Below are 18,350 nucleotides of genomic sequence, written 5' to 3' on the forward strand. Positions count from 1 at the left end.
GGAGCAAACTTGCTGCCAACTTATTCACAAAAATTCCTTTTCAAATTCCGTCAATATTGTAGAATTTGAACATTCCTGACTTATAGATACTAAAATTTTCGCAAATCTGTCATGCAAATTCGATTTTTGAGCGATGGCAACGAATACCGTTCTTACGGTGGAGGGAGTTTTTCCAAGAAGAAGGACTCTGGAGGCATTTTCTGGTGGACCATTCTCATCACTTTACTGATGGGCTTCGCGACATTTTGCTGGTTCTTCAGCATCATGGTCTTTGCTCACCCTGAAAAACCATTTAACTACCGCGTGCTCGCACGCTTCGACAAGCTGGACCCCCTTCGCAAGTTTACCAGCTACACCGTGCCTCAGGGCAAGTTCCTCCCCGCCCGCGATCTGCTGGCCGAATTCTATTCATTCAACCGCGAGCAGCTTGCGGTAAAAAACGACCTTCTCAAGCGCTCCTACATCCGCAACTACAAGCAGGAGCAGCCCCTCTATGTGAAGGGAACCTTTCAGGTGATTAATGCACGCCCGCTCACCGCCACCGACGTCATCACCGAAGGCTGGGTCGTGCGCGCCCGCTCCGCAGACATCGAAGACGTGGACATTGAGATCGTTCTTCCTGGCAACAAGGGCAAGGCGGATCCCTATCAGGTGGGCGACTCCTTGGTCCTCGACCAGAAGAGCACCTTCGCCGCAGCGCTGCACGTGCAGAAGTTTGATCAGGATCGCGTCTGCGTCACTCTGATGCCGCTCGCCTACCAGGGCTTTTCGACCAAGGCTGGTGAGCAGTTTAAAATGACGCCTCCCACCAAGCTCAACATGGACGCCTACTGGCCTCTCACTCGCGATCCCGGCGCCGCTGTGCTTGAAAGCAGCACGGCCAAGGTGGTGTCCAAACAAGACTGAGAATCCAGCAAATCGCGATTTTCAAAAAAGCGGAAGGCGCTCCCTTCCGCTTTTTTATGGCTGCGCAGTGACAGCGCGCAGAGCGGAGGCTGCCGACTGAATAATCATTGTGCTGGCATGCGGCCTCACGTTGCATTTCAGAACGCTCGTTCCTTGCATCCGCCAAGGTTCACGCCATTAGCAGAGGCATGCCCGAAGACTACACACCCGCCACCATCGCCGACGTCCGGCGACTGCGTGACACCCTGGACGCCCAGGGAAAAAAACTGGTGTTCACCAATGGCTGTTTTGATCTCCTGCATGCAGGTCATGTGCGCTACCTTGAGCAGGCGCGCGCATTGGGAGACGCCATGGTGGTTGCCTTGAATTCCGACGATTCCGTGCGCAAGCTCAAAGGTCCGGACCGTCCGCTCAACGCTGAAAATGACCGCGCCGAAGTGATGGCCTCGCTGCGTGCTGTGGACGCCGTTGTCGTGTTTGGAGATGAACGCGCCACGTCGCTGATCGAAGCCATCCAGCCGCACGTGTACGCCAAAGGCGGGGACTACACCGTGGAGTCTCTGAACCGTGAAGAGCGCACGGCTCTGGAGCAGGCGGGTGCTGAGATCCGCATCCTGCCTCTCGTGCCCGGGCGCTCCACCACCAAGACGATCAACAAGATGCAGGCGGGGGATGCGGGGGCGAAAAGCAGCGGGCTGCTGCGTCTTGCCGTGCTGGGCTCCGGTGCGGGGTCCAACCTGCGCGCCATCATCGCTGCCATCTCGGAGAAAAAGCTGAAGGCTGAGATTGCCGTCACCCTCACGGACCAGGCCGACTCGGGTTTCCGAAAGATCGCGAGTGAGGCGGGGCTGCCTGCGCTGCATGTGGACGGCGGTGCCAATCCGCACAGGCTCAGCGAAGCCGCGCAGAAGGAGATCTTTGAGCATCTGGAGCGTGCTCGCGTGGACGTGGTCGTGCTGGCCGGCTTCATGCGCATTCTCAAAGAGCCCGTCATCAGCGCCTATGCCGGGCGCATTGTGAATGTGCATCCCTCGCTGCTGCCCAAGCACAAAGGCGCCAATGCGCCGCAGATGGCCCTGGATGAGGGAGCCCAGGAAACGGGATGCACCGTGCATCTCGTCACCGCAGAAATCGACGCGGGTCTCATCCTGGCGCAGGCCAAGGTGCCGGTGCACGCTGGCGACACCGCCGAGACGCTGCATGCCCGGATCAAGGTGGAGGAGCACAAGCTGCTGCCGCAGGTGCTGAACGAATGGTGTGAACGTGGTCTTCCCGTCAGAGGTGCGGGTGCGTCATGAGCGGCTTTACCGGAACACTCAATGCGCAGCAGCGCGAGGCGGCCACGCACATCCACGGCCCGCTGCTCATCCTGGCGGGCGCAGGCACCGGCAAGACGCGCGTGCTCACCGCGCGCATCAGCTACATGGTGAACGAGGGCATCAACCCGAAGAACATCCTTTCGGTGACCTTTACCAACAAGGCGGCGAATGAAATGCGCGAGCGTATCAAGGGCATGGTGCGCGACGGCCTCGGCAAAAAGGTCGTCGTCGGCACCTTCCATGCCTTCTGCGTACGTCTGCTGCGCGAGTTTGCCGAGCACGTGGGCTACAAGAACAACTTCGCCATCTACAGCCAGGGAGAGCAGGAGACGCTCATCAAGCGCGTGCTGCAGACCCTGCTGGTGAAGGATGAGACGCTGGACCCCAGCATGGCGCTCATGCGCATCAGCAAGGCCAAGAATGCGGGCGAGAGCCTGGGGAATCCCGAAGAAAGCCTCGATGCCGCAGTCATGGAAAAGTACATGGACGAGATGCGCGGGCTGAACGTCATGGACTTTGACGACCTCATCATCCTCGGTGTGAAGCTGCTGGAGGAAAACGCCCAGGTGCGTGCCATGGTGCAGAGCCGCCACCATTACGTGATGGTGGATGAATTCCAGGACACCAACTCCCTGCAGATGCGCCTGCTGCGCGCGCTGGTGCCCGCACCCTACAACGTGTGCGTGGTGGGGGACGACGACCAGTCCATCTACGGCTGGCGCGGTGCGGAGATCACCAACATCACCGAATTCGAAAACTTCTTCCCCAATCCGCACGTGGTGAAGCTGGAGGAAAATTATCGGAGCACCACGCCCATCCTGCACACGGCCAACAGCCTCATCAAAAACAACGCAGGCCGCAGGCCCAAGTCGCTCTGGAGCCGCAACCAGGGCAAAGACCTTGTCCGTCTCATTGCCAACGAGGATGACAAGGAAGAGGCGGACATGATCGCGAAGGAAGTGGAGACCGCCCACTTTGCCAACAAGCAGGCGCTGGAAGAGTTCGCCGTGCTCTTCCGCACCAATGAGCAGTCACGAATCCTGGAGCAGGCCTTCCGCCAGCGCAAAATCGCCTACCGCGTGGTCGGTGCCCGCAGCTTCTTTGACCGGCGGGAGGTGAAGGATATCCTGAGCTATCTCAGCGTGCTGCACAATCCGCACGATGACATGGCGCTGCTGCGCATCCTCAACACCCCCACGCGAGGCATCGGCAGCGCCACCGCCGAGCTCGCGCGTGAGCGCAGCATGGAGAAGCACCACAGCATCTGGGTGGCGCTGTGCGATGAGGACTTCCTGCGCCAGATCCCTGAAAAGGGGCGCAATGCCATACGCACTTTCACCGCACTCATCACCAAGTACGCAGGCCCTGCCAGCACGCCCGGCACCAATCTGGTGGACATGACCCAGGCGCTGATCCTTGAGGTCGGCTACATGGAATATCTCAAGAAGGCCGCCAAAGAGCCCGATGATTTCGCAGGCTGGGAGAACGGCATCAATGAACTGCTGAAAAGCATGACGAACCATGCCGAGCGCGACCGCGCAAGCGGCCTCGCCGGGTTCTTGGATGAAGTCAGCCTCAATGACGACCGCGAAGAGAAGGACGACATCGAAAAGAAAAAGGGCGTGTGCCTGATCACCATGCACGCGTCCAAAGGACTCGAGTTTCCCGTCGTCTTCCTGCCCGGCATGGAGCAGGGCATCCTGCCGCACAAGCGCAGCTTTGACGAAGGCCGTGTGGACGAGGAGCGCCGTCTCTTCTACGTGGGCATTACCCGTGCCAAGCAGAAGCTCACCATGAGCTACACCCGCACGCGCATGAAGTGGGGCAAGGTGCAGAGCAGCATGCCCAGCACCTTCCTCAAGGAGCTGGACCGCACGTACGTCGAGGAGCTGGACTACACCAAGCACATGAACGAAACCACCACGCAGGAGGAGAACACCAATTTCTTCTCCGGTCTGCGCGCCATGCTCGCAGATCCGAAGTAACCGCGCTTCCCAGTGACCAGTGATGCGGGCACTTTTGCCCGCAACAAAACCGCCGCCCTCGCCCAAGCGTCCCGCATGTCGCCCTCCCGTCTCCAGTTTCAGCTCGATGCCCAGGCCTCCGGCTCCCGCGCACGCGCCACCACCTTCCGCACGCTGCACGGCACCATCCAGTCGCCGCTGTTCATGCCGGTGGGCACGCAGGCCACCGTGAAGGCGCAGACGCAGGAGACACTGCATGAGTCCGGCTCGCAGATCCTGCTGGCAAACACCTACCATCTGCTGCTGCGCCCCGGGCCGGAGGTTTTCAAGAAGCTCGGCGGCATCCACAAGTTCATGCGCTGGCCCGGCTCCGTGCTCACCGACTCCGGCGGCTACCAGATTTTCTCCCTGCCGCACTCGCGCGAGATGACGGAAAAGGGCGCGGTGTTTCAGAGCTACGTGGACGGCCAGCGCATCCTGCTCAGCCCGGAGCTCAGCATTCAAATGCAGCGCGCCATCGGCAGCGACATCATGATGGTGCTGGACCAGTGCATTCCCTCCACGGCGGATGAGCAGGCCGCGAGCGCGGCGCTGCAGATCACCCGGCGCTGGGCCGCGCGCAGTCTCGCTGCGCGGGAGGACTCGCCGCAGTCCATGTTTGGCATCGTGCAGGGCGCGCTGTATCCGCAGCTCCGGCGTGAGAGCGCGGAAGGGCTCATGGAGCTGGACTTTGACGGCTTTGCCATCGGCGGCCTGGCCGTGGGCGAGGAGAAGAACGAGCGCGAGGACGTGTGCGAACTGACGGCGGCGTTGCTGCCCTCAGACCGCCCGCGCTACCTCATGGGCGTGGGCACACCGCTGGATGTGCTGGAGGCCGTGCATCGCGGTGTGGACATGTTTGACTGCATCATCCCCACACAGGTTGCCAAGCGCGGCACCGCCTTCACCTCCCGTGGCATCGTGGAGCTGCGCCGCTCGGTTTACAAATTCAGCGAGGACCGCCTCGATCCCTCCTGCACCTGCCCCGTTTGCGCTACGCACACGCGCGCCTACCTGCACCACCTCACCAAGACCCAGGAGCCGCTGGGCTGGACGCTCGTGGGCCAGCACAACATCCATTTCTACCACCAGCTCATGCGCGAGGTGCGCCAGAGCATTCTGGAAGACCGCTTCCTCCCCCTCTACAAGGAACGCCGCGAGATCCTGCCCATCGAAGACGTGGACCATCCTGTGACGCCTCCCAAGCGCACCTCCACCAAAGTGGAGCATGTGGGCGACTACGAGCTGTGCGGCGATCCACCGACAATCCGCCACAGCGCCACCGCGCGCATCGTGTGCACCACGCCGCAGCTCGATGCGACCACCGAGTCCCAGATCATCCAGCACCTGCGACTCCCCGCCGACTCACCACCGCTCGTCGTGTGGGACACGCACCTGTCCGCCGCCGCCACCGCCCTTGGGGTGATCCTTCTTTACGAAGCCGAAGCCGCCAAAGGCCCCGTGCGCCCACTGCACCTCGTCAGCTTCAGCGATGATCTCTCGCCCCTGCGCCTCGCGCTCCACCACAAGCGCCATTTTCCCTACCTGCGCCACGGTGCCGCTGATACGCTGATCCGCAGGGATGTATGGGAGTCGCGCTACTGCGTGGGACTGAAGTGGACGCTGGTGCAGGACAACGCTGGGGAAGGACCTGCGCCCGATGTGGTGGTGGAAAGTACTCGCGAGCCTCTGGCAGGAGAGGGATCATCCTGATCCCTCAACGCTCCGCGTTCATCCAGCGCTCCGCCTTAGCCAGACCCTGTATCGCGTCGCGCATCCGCAAGGGGACCAGGATGGCCCCCCTCCTCCAAGCCATCCAGCGCTCCGCTTTTACTCAACGCCTCGTGCGTCGCATCACTTGCTGACATCAATGTCATGCGTCTTCGGCTCCGGTTTTCCCGGTTCTTCCTTGCGCTTGAAAAAATGCCCCAGATCCACGCCGAAGTAGGCCAGGCAGTTAATCAAGAGTGCCGTGGCCGCCGCCTCATCCAGATTGCCAAAGATGGGCGTGTTGTCGGGAATGAACTCCACAATGCCAAAGCCGACGTTCAGCAGATAGAGTGCGGACACGATGCCCGAACCAAGCACCACAAGGTCGCGAATCAGTTTCATAGGGGAAAGGGAGGAATGCCGCAGTATGCCTTCCCGCGCATCTCCACGCCAAAACATCCTTGGGCAAATTTTGGAATCCCGCCGTTGGAAGTCTGCCATCCGGCGTCTATAAAAGTCGCGCCAGTTTCGGCGGGCATCCAGCCGCCATATCCTCCCCATGAAGCCCTTTCTTGCACTCACCTGCCTGCTGCTTGTTTCCACGCACTGCTTGGGGGCTGACACCAGCCCGCAGGCCTACGAAACCGTCGTGGCACTGCTTGAACGGGGCAAATATGAGGAGGCGGAATTGGCTGCCAGAGAACTCACGGTGGCACGTGGGCAGGCCTACGGCGACGCGGACAAGCGAACGCTGGAGGCATGGATACAGCTGGTAAAGAGCCTCGCCTTGCTGAAACGGGGAGACGAGGCTGAGGCCCAGCTTCGTGCGCTGCTGCCTCTGATGTCGCAGGCCTATGGCGCGGAGCACCGACTGACTCTCCTCCACCAGTTCCACCTGATCCTGGCCCTCAGCTCGCAGTACAAGACCGCAGAGGCGGTCGAAATGTCACGCACCCTGATCCCCGTCCAGGCACGTGTGCTCGGCGCGGCTGACAAGGACACTTTGCAGACCTGCAAAAACCTTGCCTTCATGCTGGTCTTGCAGAACAAAGCCGTGGAGGCCGAAACTCAGCTGCGCGAGCTGCTGCCCCGCATGGTGCGCACCCATGGCGAGAAGGGGGCCGAAACAATCCGCTGCCAGACCTTGCTCGCCCATGCGCTGCGTCAGCAGGGCAAAAATGCCGAGGCCGAAAAAACGTACCGCCAGTGGCTCCCCCTCTCCGTGCGTGAGTTTGGCACCGCAGATCAGGAAACACTGATCGCGCGGTGCAATTATGCCCAGACTTTGCTGGAGCAGGGAAAGACGGCCGACACCGAGCAGGAATGCCGCCAGCTCATGCCCGCGTGCGAGAGCACGCTGGGGCTCGCGCATGAGTGCACCTTGCGCACTCTGACCTTTTACCTCCGGTCCATGGCCATGCAGCACAAAGGCGCCAAAGGGGAGGACGCCTGCCGCCGTTTGATCGCCGGCAGCACCCAGGCCAAGGGGCCAGATAACGTTGACACACTGGAAGCACGCAAAACTCTGGGCATCATCTTTCTTCAGCAGGGCAGGCTGGAGGAGGCCGGCGGCGAATACAGCAAGGTCATGCCCGACTTCCTCCGCGTGTTCGGTCCCGAGCACCGCGAGACCCTGCGCTGCCAGATCTGCATCATTGAACTGCTGGCGATGCAAGGAAAAAAAGCTGAGGCGGAAGAGCTGTGCCGCAGCCTGATCCCCATATCCACCCGTGTGCTGGGCCCTGGAGATACGGACACCCTGACCGCGCGCAAAATTTTGGCCGACCTGCTCAAGGGGGAGGCAAAAAAGGAGCGCCAAAAGAGCGGCTCACCGGGCTGACCGCATCCGGTTGGCTCTCCGCCCCCTCATTTGACCGGCTCGTCACCTGCTTTAACGTTGGTGCATGAACCTGGAACAAATCGACCGCGTGGCGCTGCGCTGCGGATAACCACCTGCGATCTGCCGAAGCCATGACCGCCTTTGCCATCTTTGAAGCCGTCGCTCTTCTGCAGCGCAGGCCCGTGGCTGTGCAGGCTCTTTGGGACGGGGACAGCAGCGGCTGGGTGATCAGTGTTCAAGCCGTTTACGCCTACGGTCCCTCCCATGGTATTGAAGAAGTGGCCCATTTGAGAGGTTCGGATGGCGACTTGCGCATCTTTAATCAGGCTGTGCCGCCGTGGCCTGAGACGCAGATAGCTTCCGAGGCAGGGCGGCTGATCGAAAAGCATCTGGAGATCCCATTCTTCTTTCCATCTCCTGTAGAACCCGAGTCTGACTGCCCGGACTGGTGGGATCGTCATCTCGGTAAAAAATGCCGCACGTGCAGCAAGCTTTTGCTGCAGGAGGAGACTCTGCCCTGGTTCGGTGTTTGCTATTTCTGTCATCTGAAGCAGCGAGGCGCAGACCCAAAAGAGGCGGACTGAGAAGTCCGCCTCATACCACCGGTAGGCACACCCGGAGAGCAGGCATGCAAGCGGCAGCCTGTCTCTCAAAGTCGCCCTAGGGGGGGCGCTTGATCACTTCTTCACCCACCCATCCTTCAGCGTCACCGTGCGGTTAAACACCGGCGCTCCGGGCTTCGAATCAATCGGGTCGGCATAGAAATACGCCACGCGCTCAAACTGCCACAGGCTGCCGGGGGCGGCGTCCTTCAATGAGGGTTCCAGCTTCGCATTCGTGATGACTTCCAGCGATGCGGGATTCAGGAACTTCGTAAAATCGCCGTCCTCGCCGGCATCCGCATCCGGTGTTTCCACGGTGAAGAGGCGGTCATACAGGCGCACGGTGGCGTCGATGGCATGGCGCGCGCTGACCCAGTGGATGATGCCTTTCGGCTTGGTGCGGCCTTCCGGCTTTTTGCCATGGCGGGTGGCGTCGTCGTAGGTGCAGCGCAGTTCCACGATGTTGCCTGCGTCATCCTTGATGATCTCCTGGCAGATGATGCAGAAGGCAAACTTCAGGCGCACTTCACCACCGGGTTTGAGGCGGTGGAAGCCGTCGGAAGGGAACTCCATGAAGTCGTCGGACTCGATGTAGAGCTCGCGGCAAAGCGGAACCTGGCGCGTGCCAGCAGAGGCGTCTTCCGGATGGTTCGGCGCTTCGAAGTACTCCACCTGATCCTCGGGGTAGTTGGTGATCACCACCTTGATGGGCCTCACCACGCCGTAGGCACGCCGCGCCACCTTGTTCAGGTCCTCGCGGATGGCGTGCTCCAGCAGCGCGATCTCGGTGAGGGAGTTGAACTTCGTCAGGCCGATCGTCTTGCAGAAGCTGCGGATGGCAGCGGCGGTGATGCCACGGCGGCGCATGCCGCTGATGGTGGGCATGCGCGGGTCATCCCAGCCATTCACCAGATCCTCCTTCACCAGACGCAGCAGCTTGCGCTTGCTCATCACGGTGTAAGTCAGGTTCAGGCGGGCAAATTCGCGCTGGTACGGCGCGCCGGGCAGGCCGTCCACGTTGTTGATCAGCCACTCGTACAGCGGGCGGTGGTGCTCAAACTCCAGCGTGCACAGGCTGTGGGTGATGCTCTCCAGCGCATCGCTCAGCGGGTGCGCGTAGTCGTACATGGGGTAGATGCACCAGGCATCTCCAGTCCGGTGGTGGTGCGCATGCAGGATGCGGTAGATCACCGGGTCACGCATGTTCATGTTCGGCGAAGCCATGTCGATCTTCGCACGCAGCACGCACTGACCTTCCTTGAATTCACCCTTCCGCATACGGCGGAAGAGGTCCAAGTTCTCCTCCACGCTGCGGTCAGCGCCCGCGCTGCGGGTGCCGGGGGAGGTCAGCGTGCCGCGGTTGGCGCGCATCTCCTCATGAGTCTGGTCATCCACATAGGCGAGGCCTTTGGTGATGAGCTGCTCGGCAAAGGCGTACAGCTTTTCAAAGTAGTCGCTCGCGTAGAAGAGGTTGTCTCCCCAGTCAAAGCCCAGCCATTTCACATCGGCCATGATGCTGTCCACATACTCCACCTCTTCCTTGGTGGGGTTGGTGTCGTCAAAGCGCAGGTGGCAGCGGGCATTCGGGGCGTGTTCCTGGGCCAGGCCAAAGTTCAGGCAGATGCTCTTCGCGTGGCCGATGTGCAGGTAGCCGTTCGGCTCCGGCGGGAAACGGGTGACGACCTGCCCGCCATTGCGACCTGCGGCGAGATCGGCGGCGATCATTTCACGGATGAAATCGAGGGAGGCTGGGGTGGAGGCTGCGGCTTCGGACATGGAGGGCGGAGTTTCGGCCCAAAGATTTAATTTCACGGACATTGGGGTCGAAGGAGGGCGAAAGTAGGAGACGGAAGTTTAAAGTTCAAAGTTTAAAGTTCAAAGTTCGCGCTTCTCTGTTCCCAGTTGCACAGGGGCGGAATCCGTTGTTTTTCCCAGCAACCATGTCCCATCCCGCCCCAGCGCCCACGCATCTCGATCTCTCAAAACTCGGCGAGCCCGTCTATCGCGGCTCGGTACAGAACCTCTACGCCGTGCCAGGGCACCCTGGCTACGTCGTGTGCGAGACCACCCCGGCAGGCTCCGTCTTTGACGTGGGCTCCATCTTCAACATCGAAGGCAACGACCTCAATCGCGCCATCTTCCGCCACGCCATGTACTCCAGGCTCGGCCAGCCGGAGACCTGGCAGCGTGTGAAAGCCGCCATCGAAAACACCCCCATGGACGCCGCCTGGCGCAAGGAGCTCCTCACCGGCCCCATGGAGACCATGCTGGAGCACGGCGCCGCCACCCACCATGTCGGCATGGTGGACGCCGTGACGGGGGAGATCGTGCGCACAGGGCTGCCTGCCAATCCGAGCTGCTATAATGTCGTGCGCCGCTTCCCGGTCATGCACCCGCCGCAGCGCACGCTGTTGGGTACCCATGTCTTTGACTACGCCCAGTTTCACCAGAGCGCCACGTACGTGGTGCCGCTGGAGTACATCGTGCGCTTTGGGGTCACCAGCGGCTCGTCCATCCTGAAAAAGTACCAGAGCCTGAGCGATGCGGCCAAACGCAGCTACGAGCAGGAGCTCGGCCTCTCCAAGCCCATGGGCGTGTGGGAGATGCTGGAGCGCCCCATCTATGACCTCACCAGCAAGTACGAGCCCGAAGACCGTGCCGTGAGCAAGCAGGAGGCCCTCATGATGTCCGGCCTCAGCAGCGATGATTTTCTGCATACCGTCAAGCTCGCCATTCTCGGCGGCTGGGCCGTGCGCGAGCTGCTGGAGAGCGCAGGCCTTCTTCTCTGGGATCTGAAGTGGGAGTTTGCCGTGGATCGCGAAGAGCTGCTCTTCGTGGACACCATCGACGCCGACTCCTTCCGTGGCACCACCTTCCTCGATGTGGAAGGGCGCAAGCTGGTCATCCATTACAACAAGCAGGCCATGCGCGACTACTACCGCATCGTGCATCCCGCTTGGTATTCCGGTATCAATGAAGCCAAGGTGCAGGCGCAGAAGATCGGCAAACCCTTCAAGCAGGTGCTCAAGGCCGGCCAGGCAGATGGCAAATGGCCCCAGACACCCGTGGTGGACATGGAGTTCCTTGATCTGCAGGCCCGCAAGACGGCGCTCATCCGCCAGCACGTCGCCGCAGAGCGCGATGCCGCAGAGATCCGTGCGGATCTCGAAGCCGCAGGTGCCGAGGAAGTCGAGTTTTACCGCCAGCGCGGTTTGCTGGGGGATTTGCTCGCGGCAAACGCGGTGATTTGAAAAACAGTTAAATTACATGCCAAAAACGCTTGCGCGATTGGCGAGAACGTTTATCCATCTCGCCCCCTTCTTCGGGAGCGGGAAAAGTGATTCCTGAGTAGCTCAGCGGTAGAGCGGGTGGCTGTTAACCACTAGGTCGTAGGTTCGAACCCTACCTCAGGAGCCATCGTCAACGGCAGAGTAGCTCAGGGGTAGAGCAGAGGACTCATAAGCCTTTGGTCGGGAGTTCAAATCTCCCCTCTGCCACCACGATAACCCCACACGTGGTTGGCATCATCGCAGCCGATAAAATTCGGCGTTTGCCCTTGGCTTTTCTCTCCGCCAATATTCACGGCAGATGAATCTCCCAATCCGCCCCCGCCGCAACCGCCAGTCTCCCGCCATTCGCGATCTCGTGCGTGAAACAGAGCTGACGCCGGGCCATTTGATCTACCCGCTCTTCCTTCAGGAAGGCAGCGAAAACACCCCCATCGCCTCCATGCCCGGCTGCACGCGCTGGAGCCTCGAAGGCTTGGTCAAAGAAGCTGGCGAAGCACACGCCCTCGGCGTTCCCGCTGTTGTGCTCTTCCCGCGCATTCCCGACGAACTCAAAACCCGCGGAGCCGAAGCCTGCCATGCGGACGACGGCCTCGTCCCACGCGCCATCCGCGCCCTCAAAAGCGCCCACCCCACGCTCACCGTCATCACCGATGTCGCGCTCGATCCCTACAACAGCGACGGCCACGACGGCCTTGTCGCCGATGATGGCCGCATTTTGAACGACGAAACCGTGGAAGTCCTTTGCCAGCAGGCGCTCTGCCATGCGCGTGCCGGCGCGGACATCGTCTCTCCCAGCGACATGATGGACGGTCGCGTGGCCGCTCTGCGTGCTGCGCTGGATGGCGCCGGATTTCAGTCCGTCTCCATCATGAGCTACACCGCCAAGTACGCCAGCGCCTACTACGGCCCCTTCCGTGGCGCCCTGGACTCAGCACCGAAGGCCGGGGACAAGAAGACCTACCAGATGGACCCCGCCAATGCGCGTGAGGCCCTGCGCGAAGCCGCGCTCGATGAGGCCGAAGGCGCAGACATCCTCATGGTCAAGCCCGCAGGGCCCTACCTCGACATTATCGCCAAACTTCGCGCCGCCACCATGTTGCCCATCGCGGCCTATCAGGTCAGCGGCGAGTACTTGATGATCAAAGCCGGGGCTGCCGGTGGCTGGATCGACGAAACCAAGATCATGAATGAATCCCTCACCGGCATCCGCCGTGCAGGTGCGGATATGATTTTGACCTACTTTGCCAAGCAGTGGGCCGCTGCGTGGCGGTGAAGCGTTGGCCATCCCTCGGTTAGTCGAGAAACCGGAATTCTGGCGTGGCCCACAGCGTCTGGATGAACCGTGCCCAGAGGTCTCTCACGTCATCCGCGCTCGCATTCCCTGACTGGCTGGATTCAAGGAACTCGCGCACCTGTCCCCGCTCCTTCTCCGTGGGGCCACGCTGCAAGGAGTTCTGGAACGCGGTGTCGATTCGTTTGCCAGTCTCAGGCGATGACTTGAGCACCACATCGGCGGCATTGCGCGCCTGCTCGATGACCTTGGGGGAGTTCATCAGAAAGAGGGCCTGGGTGGCGACGGTGCTCGTCGTCCTCTGGGCGATGGGCTGGTTGATGTCCGCAAAGTCAAAGACCTCAAACAGCGGATGCCGCACATTGCGGAATGCTGCGGTGTAGAGGCTGCGGCGCGTGTCGAGGAACTGGTAGCCGTACTCGATGTTCTGAATCTTCTGGTCGTTGGCATCCACCGCCTTGACTTCACTCACACCCGGGCCGCAGAAGGCGCGGTCCAGAGTGCCTGCGGCGGTCAGCATGGCATCTCGCAGGCATTCCGCGTCGAGGCGTTTGCGGTTCATGTGGCTCAGCAGGCGGTTGTCCGGGTCCTGCTGCGCTGCCGCGCCTCCATGGGCGGAGCTCATGCGGTAGGCGTGGCTCATGACCATCTGTTTGACCAGATGCTTCAGGCTCCAGCCGTCTTCGATGAATTTCAGGGCCAGATGGTCCAGCAGCTCAGGGTGGCTCGGGGCCTCGCCGGTGGAGCCGAAGTTGTCCGTGGTACGCACGATGCCTGCTCCAAACAGCCAGTGCCACACGCGGTTCACCATGATGCGTGCCGTCAGCGGGTTGTCGCGTGAGGTGATCCACTGCGCCAGTTGCAGGCGGCCGCTGGCATCTGCTGGCATGGCCGGGACGCTGCCATGGAGTGCGGCCTGGATGAATCCGCGCGGCACGGTCGCTCCCAGATTGCGGATGCTGCCGCGGATGTGGATCTTGGCGTCTTCAGGCGCAGTGTCATCCGCCACAGACATGGCTTCTGGGCGCTCAGCCTGGTTCTTTTGCAGCGCTTTGAGTTCCTTCTCCAGTTCTGCCAGCTGCTGCTTGAGCCTGGCCGCGGTGGGAGATTCCTTGGCTTTCGCCGCCAGCGGTTCCGGAGGCGTTTCATCTGCAGGTAAAAACTGCACCGCATCCACGGTGACGTAGCCCTGCGAGCCCGCGTTGGAGATGAGCACAAAGCCCTGTCCGTTCGCTTCAAAACGGTAGGTTCCCAGGCTGGCAAACTGCAGCCCTTTGAGGCTGTCAGTGGTCATCTTCACGCCTTTCAGTTCCTCTCCGTCCGCATGCAGGATGGTGGCTGTGGCGCTCTCGGCGCGGTTGGGCCCGGCATTGAAGGCCACACGCACCTCGTAGCGTCCGGTCTTCGGAATCTTCGGTGTGAAGGTGATGGTCTTCTCTCCTTTGCCCTCATTGTTGTCACTGAGATAGCCTGCGCCGATGTATGGCGCGTAGCTGGTGGACCTCTTCCACATGCCCACTTTTTGCGCAGCGCTGTCATCCACCACGATGCCAGGCAGGTCGCTCAGGGCGATGTTCTTGCGCGACCGCAGGTCCGCGCTGCCGGCATCCCGCAGGTTGTCTTTGAGCGCGGCGATCTGGTCCTTCAGCGCATTGACCTGCTGCTCGTGTTTCTGCAGCGCTGTTTCGGCCTCCCCGTCCAGCGGCAGCGGAGTGTCGATCCAGTGCGCGACGTTGTCGGTGTAGTTTTTCAGCGTCTTGGTGCTGCGCAGGATGCCCGCCAGTGCGTAGTAGTCCCGGGCCGAGATGGGGTCAAACTTGTGGTCATGGCAGCGGGCGCACCCGATGGTCAGCCCCAGGAAGGCACGGCCCAGCGTGTCGAGCTGCTCATCCACGATGTCCATCCGCAGCATGCCCTTGTCCTGTTCCTCGTAATTGGTCGGCCCCAGGGCCAGGAAGCCTGTGGCTGTCACCTGCCTGCGCCTTGCGGCAGCGTCCTTGGCCGGCAGGAGGTCGCCTGCCAGATGTTCGGTGATCATGCGGTCCACCGGCACATTGTCGCGGATGGACTCGATGACGTAATCCCGGAAACGCCACGCATCTTTGAAGGGCAGGGAGCGCCCCCCGCCGGAGGATTCCGCAAAACGGGTGATGTCCAGCCAGTGCGAGGCAAAACGCTCCGCAAAGGCGCTGGAGGCAAGAAGTTCATCCACGCGCTTCTCATAGGCCTCAGGCTTTGTGGGCACGGGCAGGCTGAGGTCTGGCGGCAGTCCGGTGAGGTCATAGGCCAGTCTGCGCTGCAAGACCGCAGGTGCGGCGTCCGGTGCAGGCGTCAGCCCATTGGCCTCCAGCCGGGCCAGGATGAAGTGGTCGATGTCATTGGCAGGCCAGGCCGTGTTTTTGACCCCGGGGACAGGCGCAGGCTTGGGGGGCTGAAAGGACCAAAAGCTGCCATCCGCCCGCGCAGATTTGCCACTCCCGCTGCTGCTGGCCACTTCGTCGCGTGGGTCAGGCGCGCCAGATTCGATCCATTGCTTGAGATCGGCGAGCTCGCTGTCCTTGAGCTTGCGCTTGGGCGGCATTCTCAGATCCCGGTCGGAGTAGCTCACGGCTTGCCACAGCTTGCTTTCGGCGGTCTTGCCCGGCACCAGAGCAGGGCCGGAGTCGCCTCCCGTCTGCCAACCGGCGCGGGAGTCGAGCCGCAGGCCGCCCTTCTGCTTGTCGGGGCCGTGGCAGTCGATGCAGTTCGCGATGAGCAGCGGGCGGATGCGCTGCTCAAAATGCGTCATGTCCGCCGCACTGGCGGCGGCGGTCACCAAAGCAAAGCAAAAGGCGCGGCGGATCATCTGAGTGGCAGAGGCAAACGAGACCCGTTTGCAGGCTCTTTCAGACGGTAAACCGCAAGATGTGGTGCTGCTGGTAGCTGTCGATGACCTGCGGCTCGGAAAGCCCCGCTCGTTTTGCCATCTGGCCGAGTTCGGCGAGAGTCTCGGGGAAGTCATAGGACTCCACATGCGCGCAGGCTTCGGCAAGGTGCTCAGGGTGCACCTCCGTCCACTGCGTGCGCATGCAGTTCAGGTAAGCCTCCAGGTACTGCTCCCGCGTCTGCCCCTCTTCACGCACCACATCCACCAGGATGAACTGCCCCTCCGGGGCCAGGTGCTCCGCGCAGGCGCTGAAAAGGCGCTGCTTGCTCGCAGCATCCAGATGATGGACGGCGAAGCCGCTGAAAATGATGTCAAAGGCGGAGTCCGTGTCTTCCACCGCCAGCAGCATGTCCTTGTGGTGCAGCCCGGTGTTGGAGAGCCCGTTCAGGTACGATCGCGCCTCCTCCAGGGCCGAGGCTGAGAGGTCCACGCCGTCATAGCTGGCCGGGGGCGCGCTTTGCAGGCATGGCGCCAGAAAGCGCGCATTGCCGCAGCCCAGATCCAGCAAGTGGTAGGCCCCCAGCTCATGGCGTTTCTGCAGCATGCGGGTCACGTGGCTGTAGATCTCCCGGTGAAACATGTAGTTCTTCTCGGAGATCGCATCGTAAAGGGTCCAGGCTTTGCGAAAGAGCGCGGTGTTGTCGTCTTGGGTAAGGGATAGGCTCATGATGGGCGGGATGCGGGGCTGGCGCAGCAGAGCAGCGCTGCCACCGCGCTGAAGGGGAGCATGCGGGGCAGCTTCCTTGCACATCCTGCTCTGGCTGTCATATTTTTTCAGCCATGCCCAGAGCTGCCCGGCGAGGGGCGGATGAAGGGCAGGGGAGAGCGCCGCCATGCAGCCTAAGGCAGGCGGTCCACCGTCAGGCGGCGGCAGGGCGTCATTCAGCCGACCTGCCACTCCCTTGCGGCCAGATTCAGTACGGACGCGGGACAATGATGTGACCGCCGGCATGCGGGCGGTACCAGACACCCCGGTGCGTGTAATATCTCACGCCACCATGGTAGTGAGGACGCGCGCCGACGGGGACAATGACGGGCCGCCCCACAGGCCTCACCACGGGGCGCCCATAGGGAGGGCCTACGTAGCAAGAGGTCATCGCGAGCAGGGCAATCGAGCACAGGAGCAGATGTTTGATTTTCATGGCAATCGAATTAGTAGCCCCATGGGACGAGGCTGCTGAAAAAAAATTCAGCGCGGAATGCCCGAAAGGCCGCGATTTCTACTTTCGTTTACTGCCGCCCTTTTCACAGTACTGCTCCCCAATCCACCAGCCTCCCATGACTCCAGACGTAGCCAAAGCCCAGCTCGACAACCAAGTCCGCGAAATCATCAACTGGCATTTCTCGCCGGAGACCGGCTGCTCCTTCTGGCTCGACTGGGCAAAGAAAAATTTCGACCCCCGCGGCAAGGTGAACAGCTACGAGGACATCCTGGCAAACTTCACCCATTTCCAGGACGAATGGCTCCGCGATCAGCAGCCGGAAGTCTGGGTCCCAGCCGCCTTCAAAGGCAAGCCCTTCAACGTCTTTGAAACCGGCGGCACCACCGGCATGCCCAAGCAGCGCATCGGTTGGAATGACTTTCGTGTGGACTACGAAGAGTTCAGCCACAAGCTCGACGACAAGCACTTCCCGCCGGGAGAATCCTGGATCATGGTCGGCCCCACCGGCCCCCGCCGCCTGCGCCTGGCCGTTGAGCACCTGGCCAACTATCGCGGCAGCTCCTGCTACTTTGTCGATCTCGATCCCCGCTTCGTGAAGAAGCTCATCTCCAACAAGCAGTTTGATGTGGCCCGCCAGTACATGGACCACGTGGTCGACCAGGCAGTGCTGCTCCTCAAAAATCGCAAGATTTCCGCCATCTTCACCACCCCAAAGCTGCTGGAAGCCCTCGCCGAAAAAGTGGACCTCTACGACGCCGGCATTCGCGGCTGCTTCGTGGGCGGCACCACCATGACCCCCCAGTACGTGCGTTTCATCGTCGAGGAAGTGCTGGAAAACCGCATCGGCTTCTACCCCACCTACGGCAACACCCTCATGGGCCTGGCCGCCAGCGTGCCCCTCACTCCTGAAGACAACTTCTCCGTCACCTACTACGCCCCGCAGCCTCGCGCGGTGCTCCGTGTCGTGGACCCCAAAAACACCGACCAGACCGTCGAATACGACGCCTGGGGCCGCGTGGAGCTCACCACTCTGACCAAGGAATTCTTCATGCCCCGCTTCCTGGAGCGTGACGAAGCCATGCGCCGCCGCCCCCGTGCCCCCTATGCCTGGGACGGCGTGGCCGACGTCCGCCCCTTTGGCGCGATGGAGAAGACCATTGTCGAAGGCGTTTACTAACACCCGCAGACAACCTGCGTTTTTTCAGCCGGGAGTGCAACGAATGCACTCCCGGTTTGTTTTTGTCCCTGATGGCCAAAAACTCCCATTTGCATTCCCCGCTCCGCACGCTTTAAGACTTGT

14 protein-coding genes and 2 tRNA genes are annotated in these 18,350 nt (G+C 61.5%); 11 read left to right on the forward strand and 5 right to left on the reverse strand.

The genetic code is table 11. From position 1 onward, the window contains the following. Positions 1 to 111: 111 nt before the first annotated feature. From ACFQDI_RS12585 to tgt, 4 genes are all read left to right on the forward strand, one after another. The gene (locus ACFQDI_RS12585; protein WP_377167033.1) at positions 112 to 906 is read left to right on the forward strand and encodes a hypothetical protein; all 795 of its coding nucleotides are present in this window, start codon (positions 112 to 114) and stop codon (positions 904 to 906) included. A gap of 188 nt (positions 907 to 1,094) precedes the next feature. Beyond that, positions 1,095 to 2,204: a phosphoribosylglycinamide formyltransferase gene (gene purN, locus ACFQDI_RS12590; RefSeq protein WP_377167035.1), complete on the forward strand. Its 1,110-nt coding sequence runs from the start codon at positions 1,095 to 1,097 to the stop codon at positions 2,202 to 2,204. Continuing rightward, on the forward strand, positions 2,201 to 4,210 hold the full coding sequence (locus ACFQDI_RS12595) for an ATP-dependent helicase (RefSeq protein ID WP_377167037.1): 2,010 nt from the start codon (positions 2,201 to 2,203) through the stop codon (positions 4,208 to 4,210). Before purN ends, ACFQDI_RS12595 begins: the two co-directional genes overlap by 4 nt. A 75-nt stretch (positions 4,211 to 4,285) precedes the next feature. Further along, positions 4,286 to 5,941, forward strand: a complete 1,656-nt coding sequence (gene tgt / locus ACFQDI_RS12600) for a tRNA guanosine(34) transglycosylase Tgt (protein WP_377167039.1) — start codon at positions 4,286 to 4,288, stop codon at positions 5,939 to 5,941. 141 nt (positions 5,942 to 6,082) lie between these two features. Here the strand turns inward: tgt and ACFQDI_RS12605 are convergent, their stop codons facing one another. Continuing rightward, on the reverse strand, positions 6,083 to 6,340 hold the full coding sequence (locus ACFQDI_RS12605) for a DUF1232 domain-containing protein (protein WP_377167041.1): 258 nt from the start codon (positions 6,338 to 6,340) through the stop codon (positions 6,083 to 6,085). A 157-nt stretch (positions 6,341 to 6,497) separates the two neighbouring features. On the opposite strand from ACFQDI_RS12605, the gene ACFQDI_RS12610 reads away from it, so the two are divergent. Both ACFQDI_RS12610 and ACFQDI_RS12615 read left to right on the forward strand, forming a co-directional pair. Continuing rightward, the gene (locus ACFQDI_RS12610; protein ID WP_377167043.1) at positions 6,498 to 7,778 is read left to right on the forward strand and encodes a tetratricopeptide repeat protein; all 1,281 of its coding nucleotides are present in this window, start codon (positions 6,498 to 6,500) and stop codon (positions 7,776 to 7,778) included. A gap of 131 nt (positions 7,779 to 7,909) precedes the next feature. After that, on the forward strand, positions 7,910 to 8,362 hold the full coding sequence (locus ACFQDI_RS12615; RefSeq protein ID WP_377167045.1) for a hypothetical protein: 453 nt from the start codon (positions 7,910 to 7,912) through the stop codon (positions 8,360 to 8,362). Between the two features lie 93 nt (positions 8,363 to 8,455). On the opposite strand, the gene ACFQDI_RS12620 is transcribed toward ACFQDI_RS12615, so the two are convergent. Further along, positions 8,456 to 10,156 (reverse strand): glutamine--tRNA ligase/YqeY domain fusion protein, encoded by a 1,701-nt coding sequence (locus ACFQDI_RS12620; protein ID WP_377167047.1) that lies wholly within the window; start codon positions 10,154 to 10,156, stop codon positions 8,456 to 8,458. 164 nt (positions 10,157 to 10,320) lie between these two features. On the opposite strand from ACFQDI_RS12620, the gene ACFQDI_RS12625 reads away from it, so the two are divergent. The 4 genes from ACFQDI_RS12625 (at position 10,321) to hemB (ending at position 12,943) form a co-directional block, all read left to right on the forward strand. Further along, positions 10,321 to 11,631 carry a phosphoribosylaminoimidazolesuccinocarboxamide synthase gene (locus ACFQDI_RS12625; protein ID WP_377167049.1) on the forward strand — a complete coding sequence of 437 codons (1,311 nt, stop codon included), beginning with the start codon at positions 10,321 to 10,323 and terminating at the stop codon, positions 11,629 to 11,631. 91 nt (positions 11,632 to 11,722) lie between these two features. After that, a tRNA-Asn gene (locus ACFQDI_RS12630) sits at positions 11,723 to 11,797 on the forward strand. An 8-nt stretch (positions 11,798 to 11,805) separates the two neighbouring features. Then, a tRNA-Met gene (locus tag ACFQDI_RS12635) sits at positions 11,806 to 11,880 on the forward strand. 88 nt (positions 11,881 to 11,968) lie between these two features. After that, positions 11,969 to 12,943 (forward strand): porphobilinogen synthase, encoded by a 975-nt coding sequence (gene hemB, locus ACFQDI_RS12640; RefSeq protein ID WP_377167051.1) that lies wholly within the window; start codon positions 11,969 to 11,971, stop codon positions 12,941 to 12,943. A 19-nt stretch (positions 12,944 to 12,962) separates the two neighbouring features. On the opposite strand, the gene ACFQDI_RS12645 is transcribed toward hemB, so the two are convergent. The 3 genes from ACFQDI_RS12645 to ACFQDI_RS12655 form a co-directional block, all read right to left on the reverse strand. After that, on the reverse strand, positions 12,963 to 15,806 hold the full coding sequence (locus tag ACFQDI_RS12645) for a DUF1553 domain-containing protein (RefSeq protein WP_377167053.1): 2,844 nt from the start codon (positions 15,804 to 15,806) through the stop codon (positions 12,963 to 12,965). A 40-nt stretch (positions 15,807 to 15,846) separates the two neighbouring features. Further along, positions 15,847 to 16,554, reverse strand: coding sequence for a class I SAM-dependent methyltransferase (locus ACFQDI_RS12650; RefSeq protein WP_377167055.1), 708 nt, complete (start codon positions 16,552 to 16,554; stop codon positions 15,847 to 15,849). Positions 16,555 to 16,801: 247 nt separating this feature from the next. After that, positions 16,802 to 17,029 carry a hypothetical protein gene (locus tag ACFQDI_RS12655; protein WP_377167057.1) on the reverse strand — a complete coding sequence of 76 codons (228 nt, stop codon included), beginning with the start codon at positions 17,027 to 17,029 and terminating at the stop codon, positions 16,802 to 16,804. Between the two features lie 136 nt (positions 17,030 to 17,165). On the opposite strand from ACFQDI_RS12655, the gene ACFQDI_RS12660 reads away from it, so the two are divergent. Then, positions 17,166 to 18,227, forward strand: coding sequence for a hypothetical protein (locus tag ACFQDI_RS12660; protein ID WP_377167059.1), 1,062 nt, complete (start codon positions 17,166 to 17,168; stop codon positions 18,225 to 18,227). Positions 18,228 to 18,350: the final 123 nt, after the last annotated feature.

The organism is Prosthecobacter fluviatilis (assembly GCF_042655725.1).
In the GTDB taxonomy this organism is placed as follows: domain Bacteria; phylum Verrucomicrobiota; class Verrucomicrobiia; order Verrucomicrobiales; family Verrucomicrobiaceae; genus Prosthecobacter; species Prosthecobacter fluviatilis.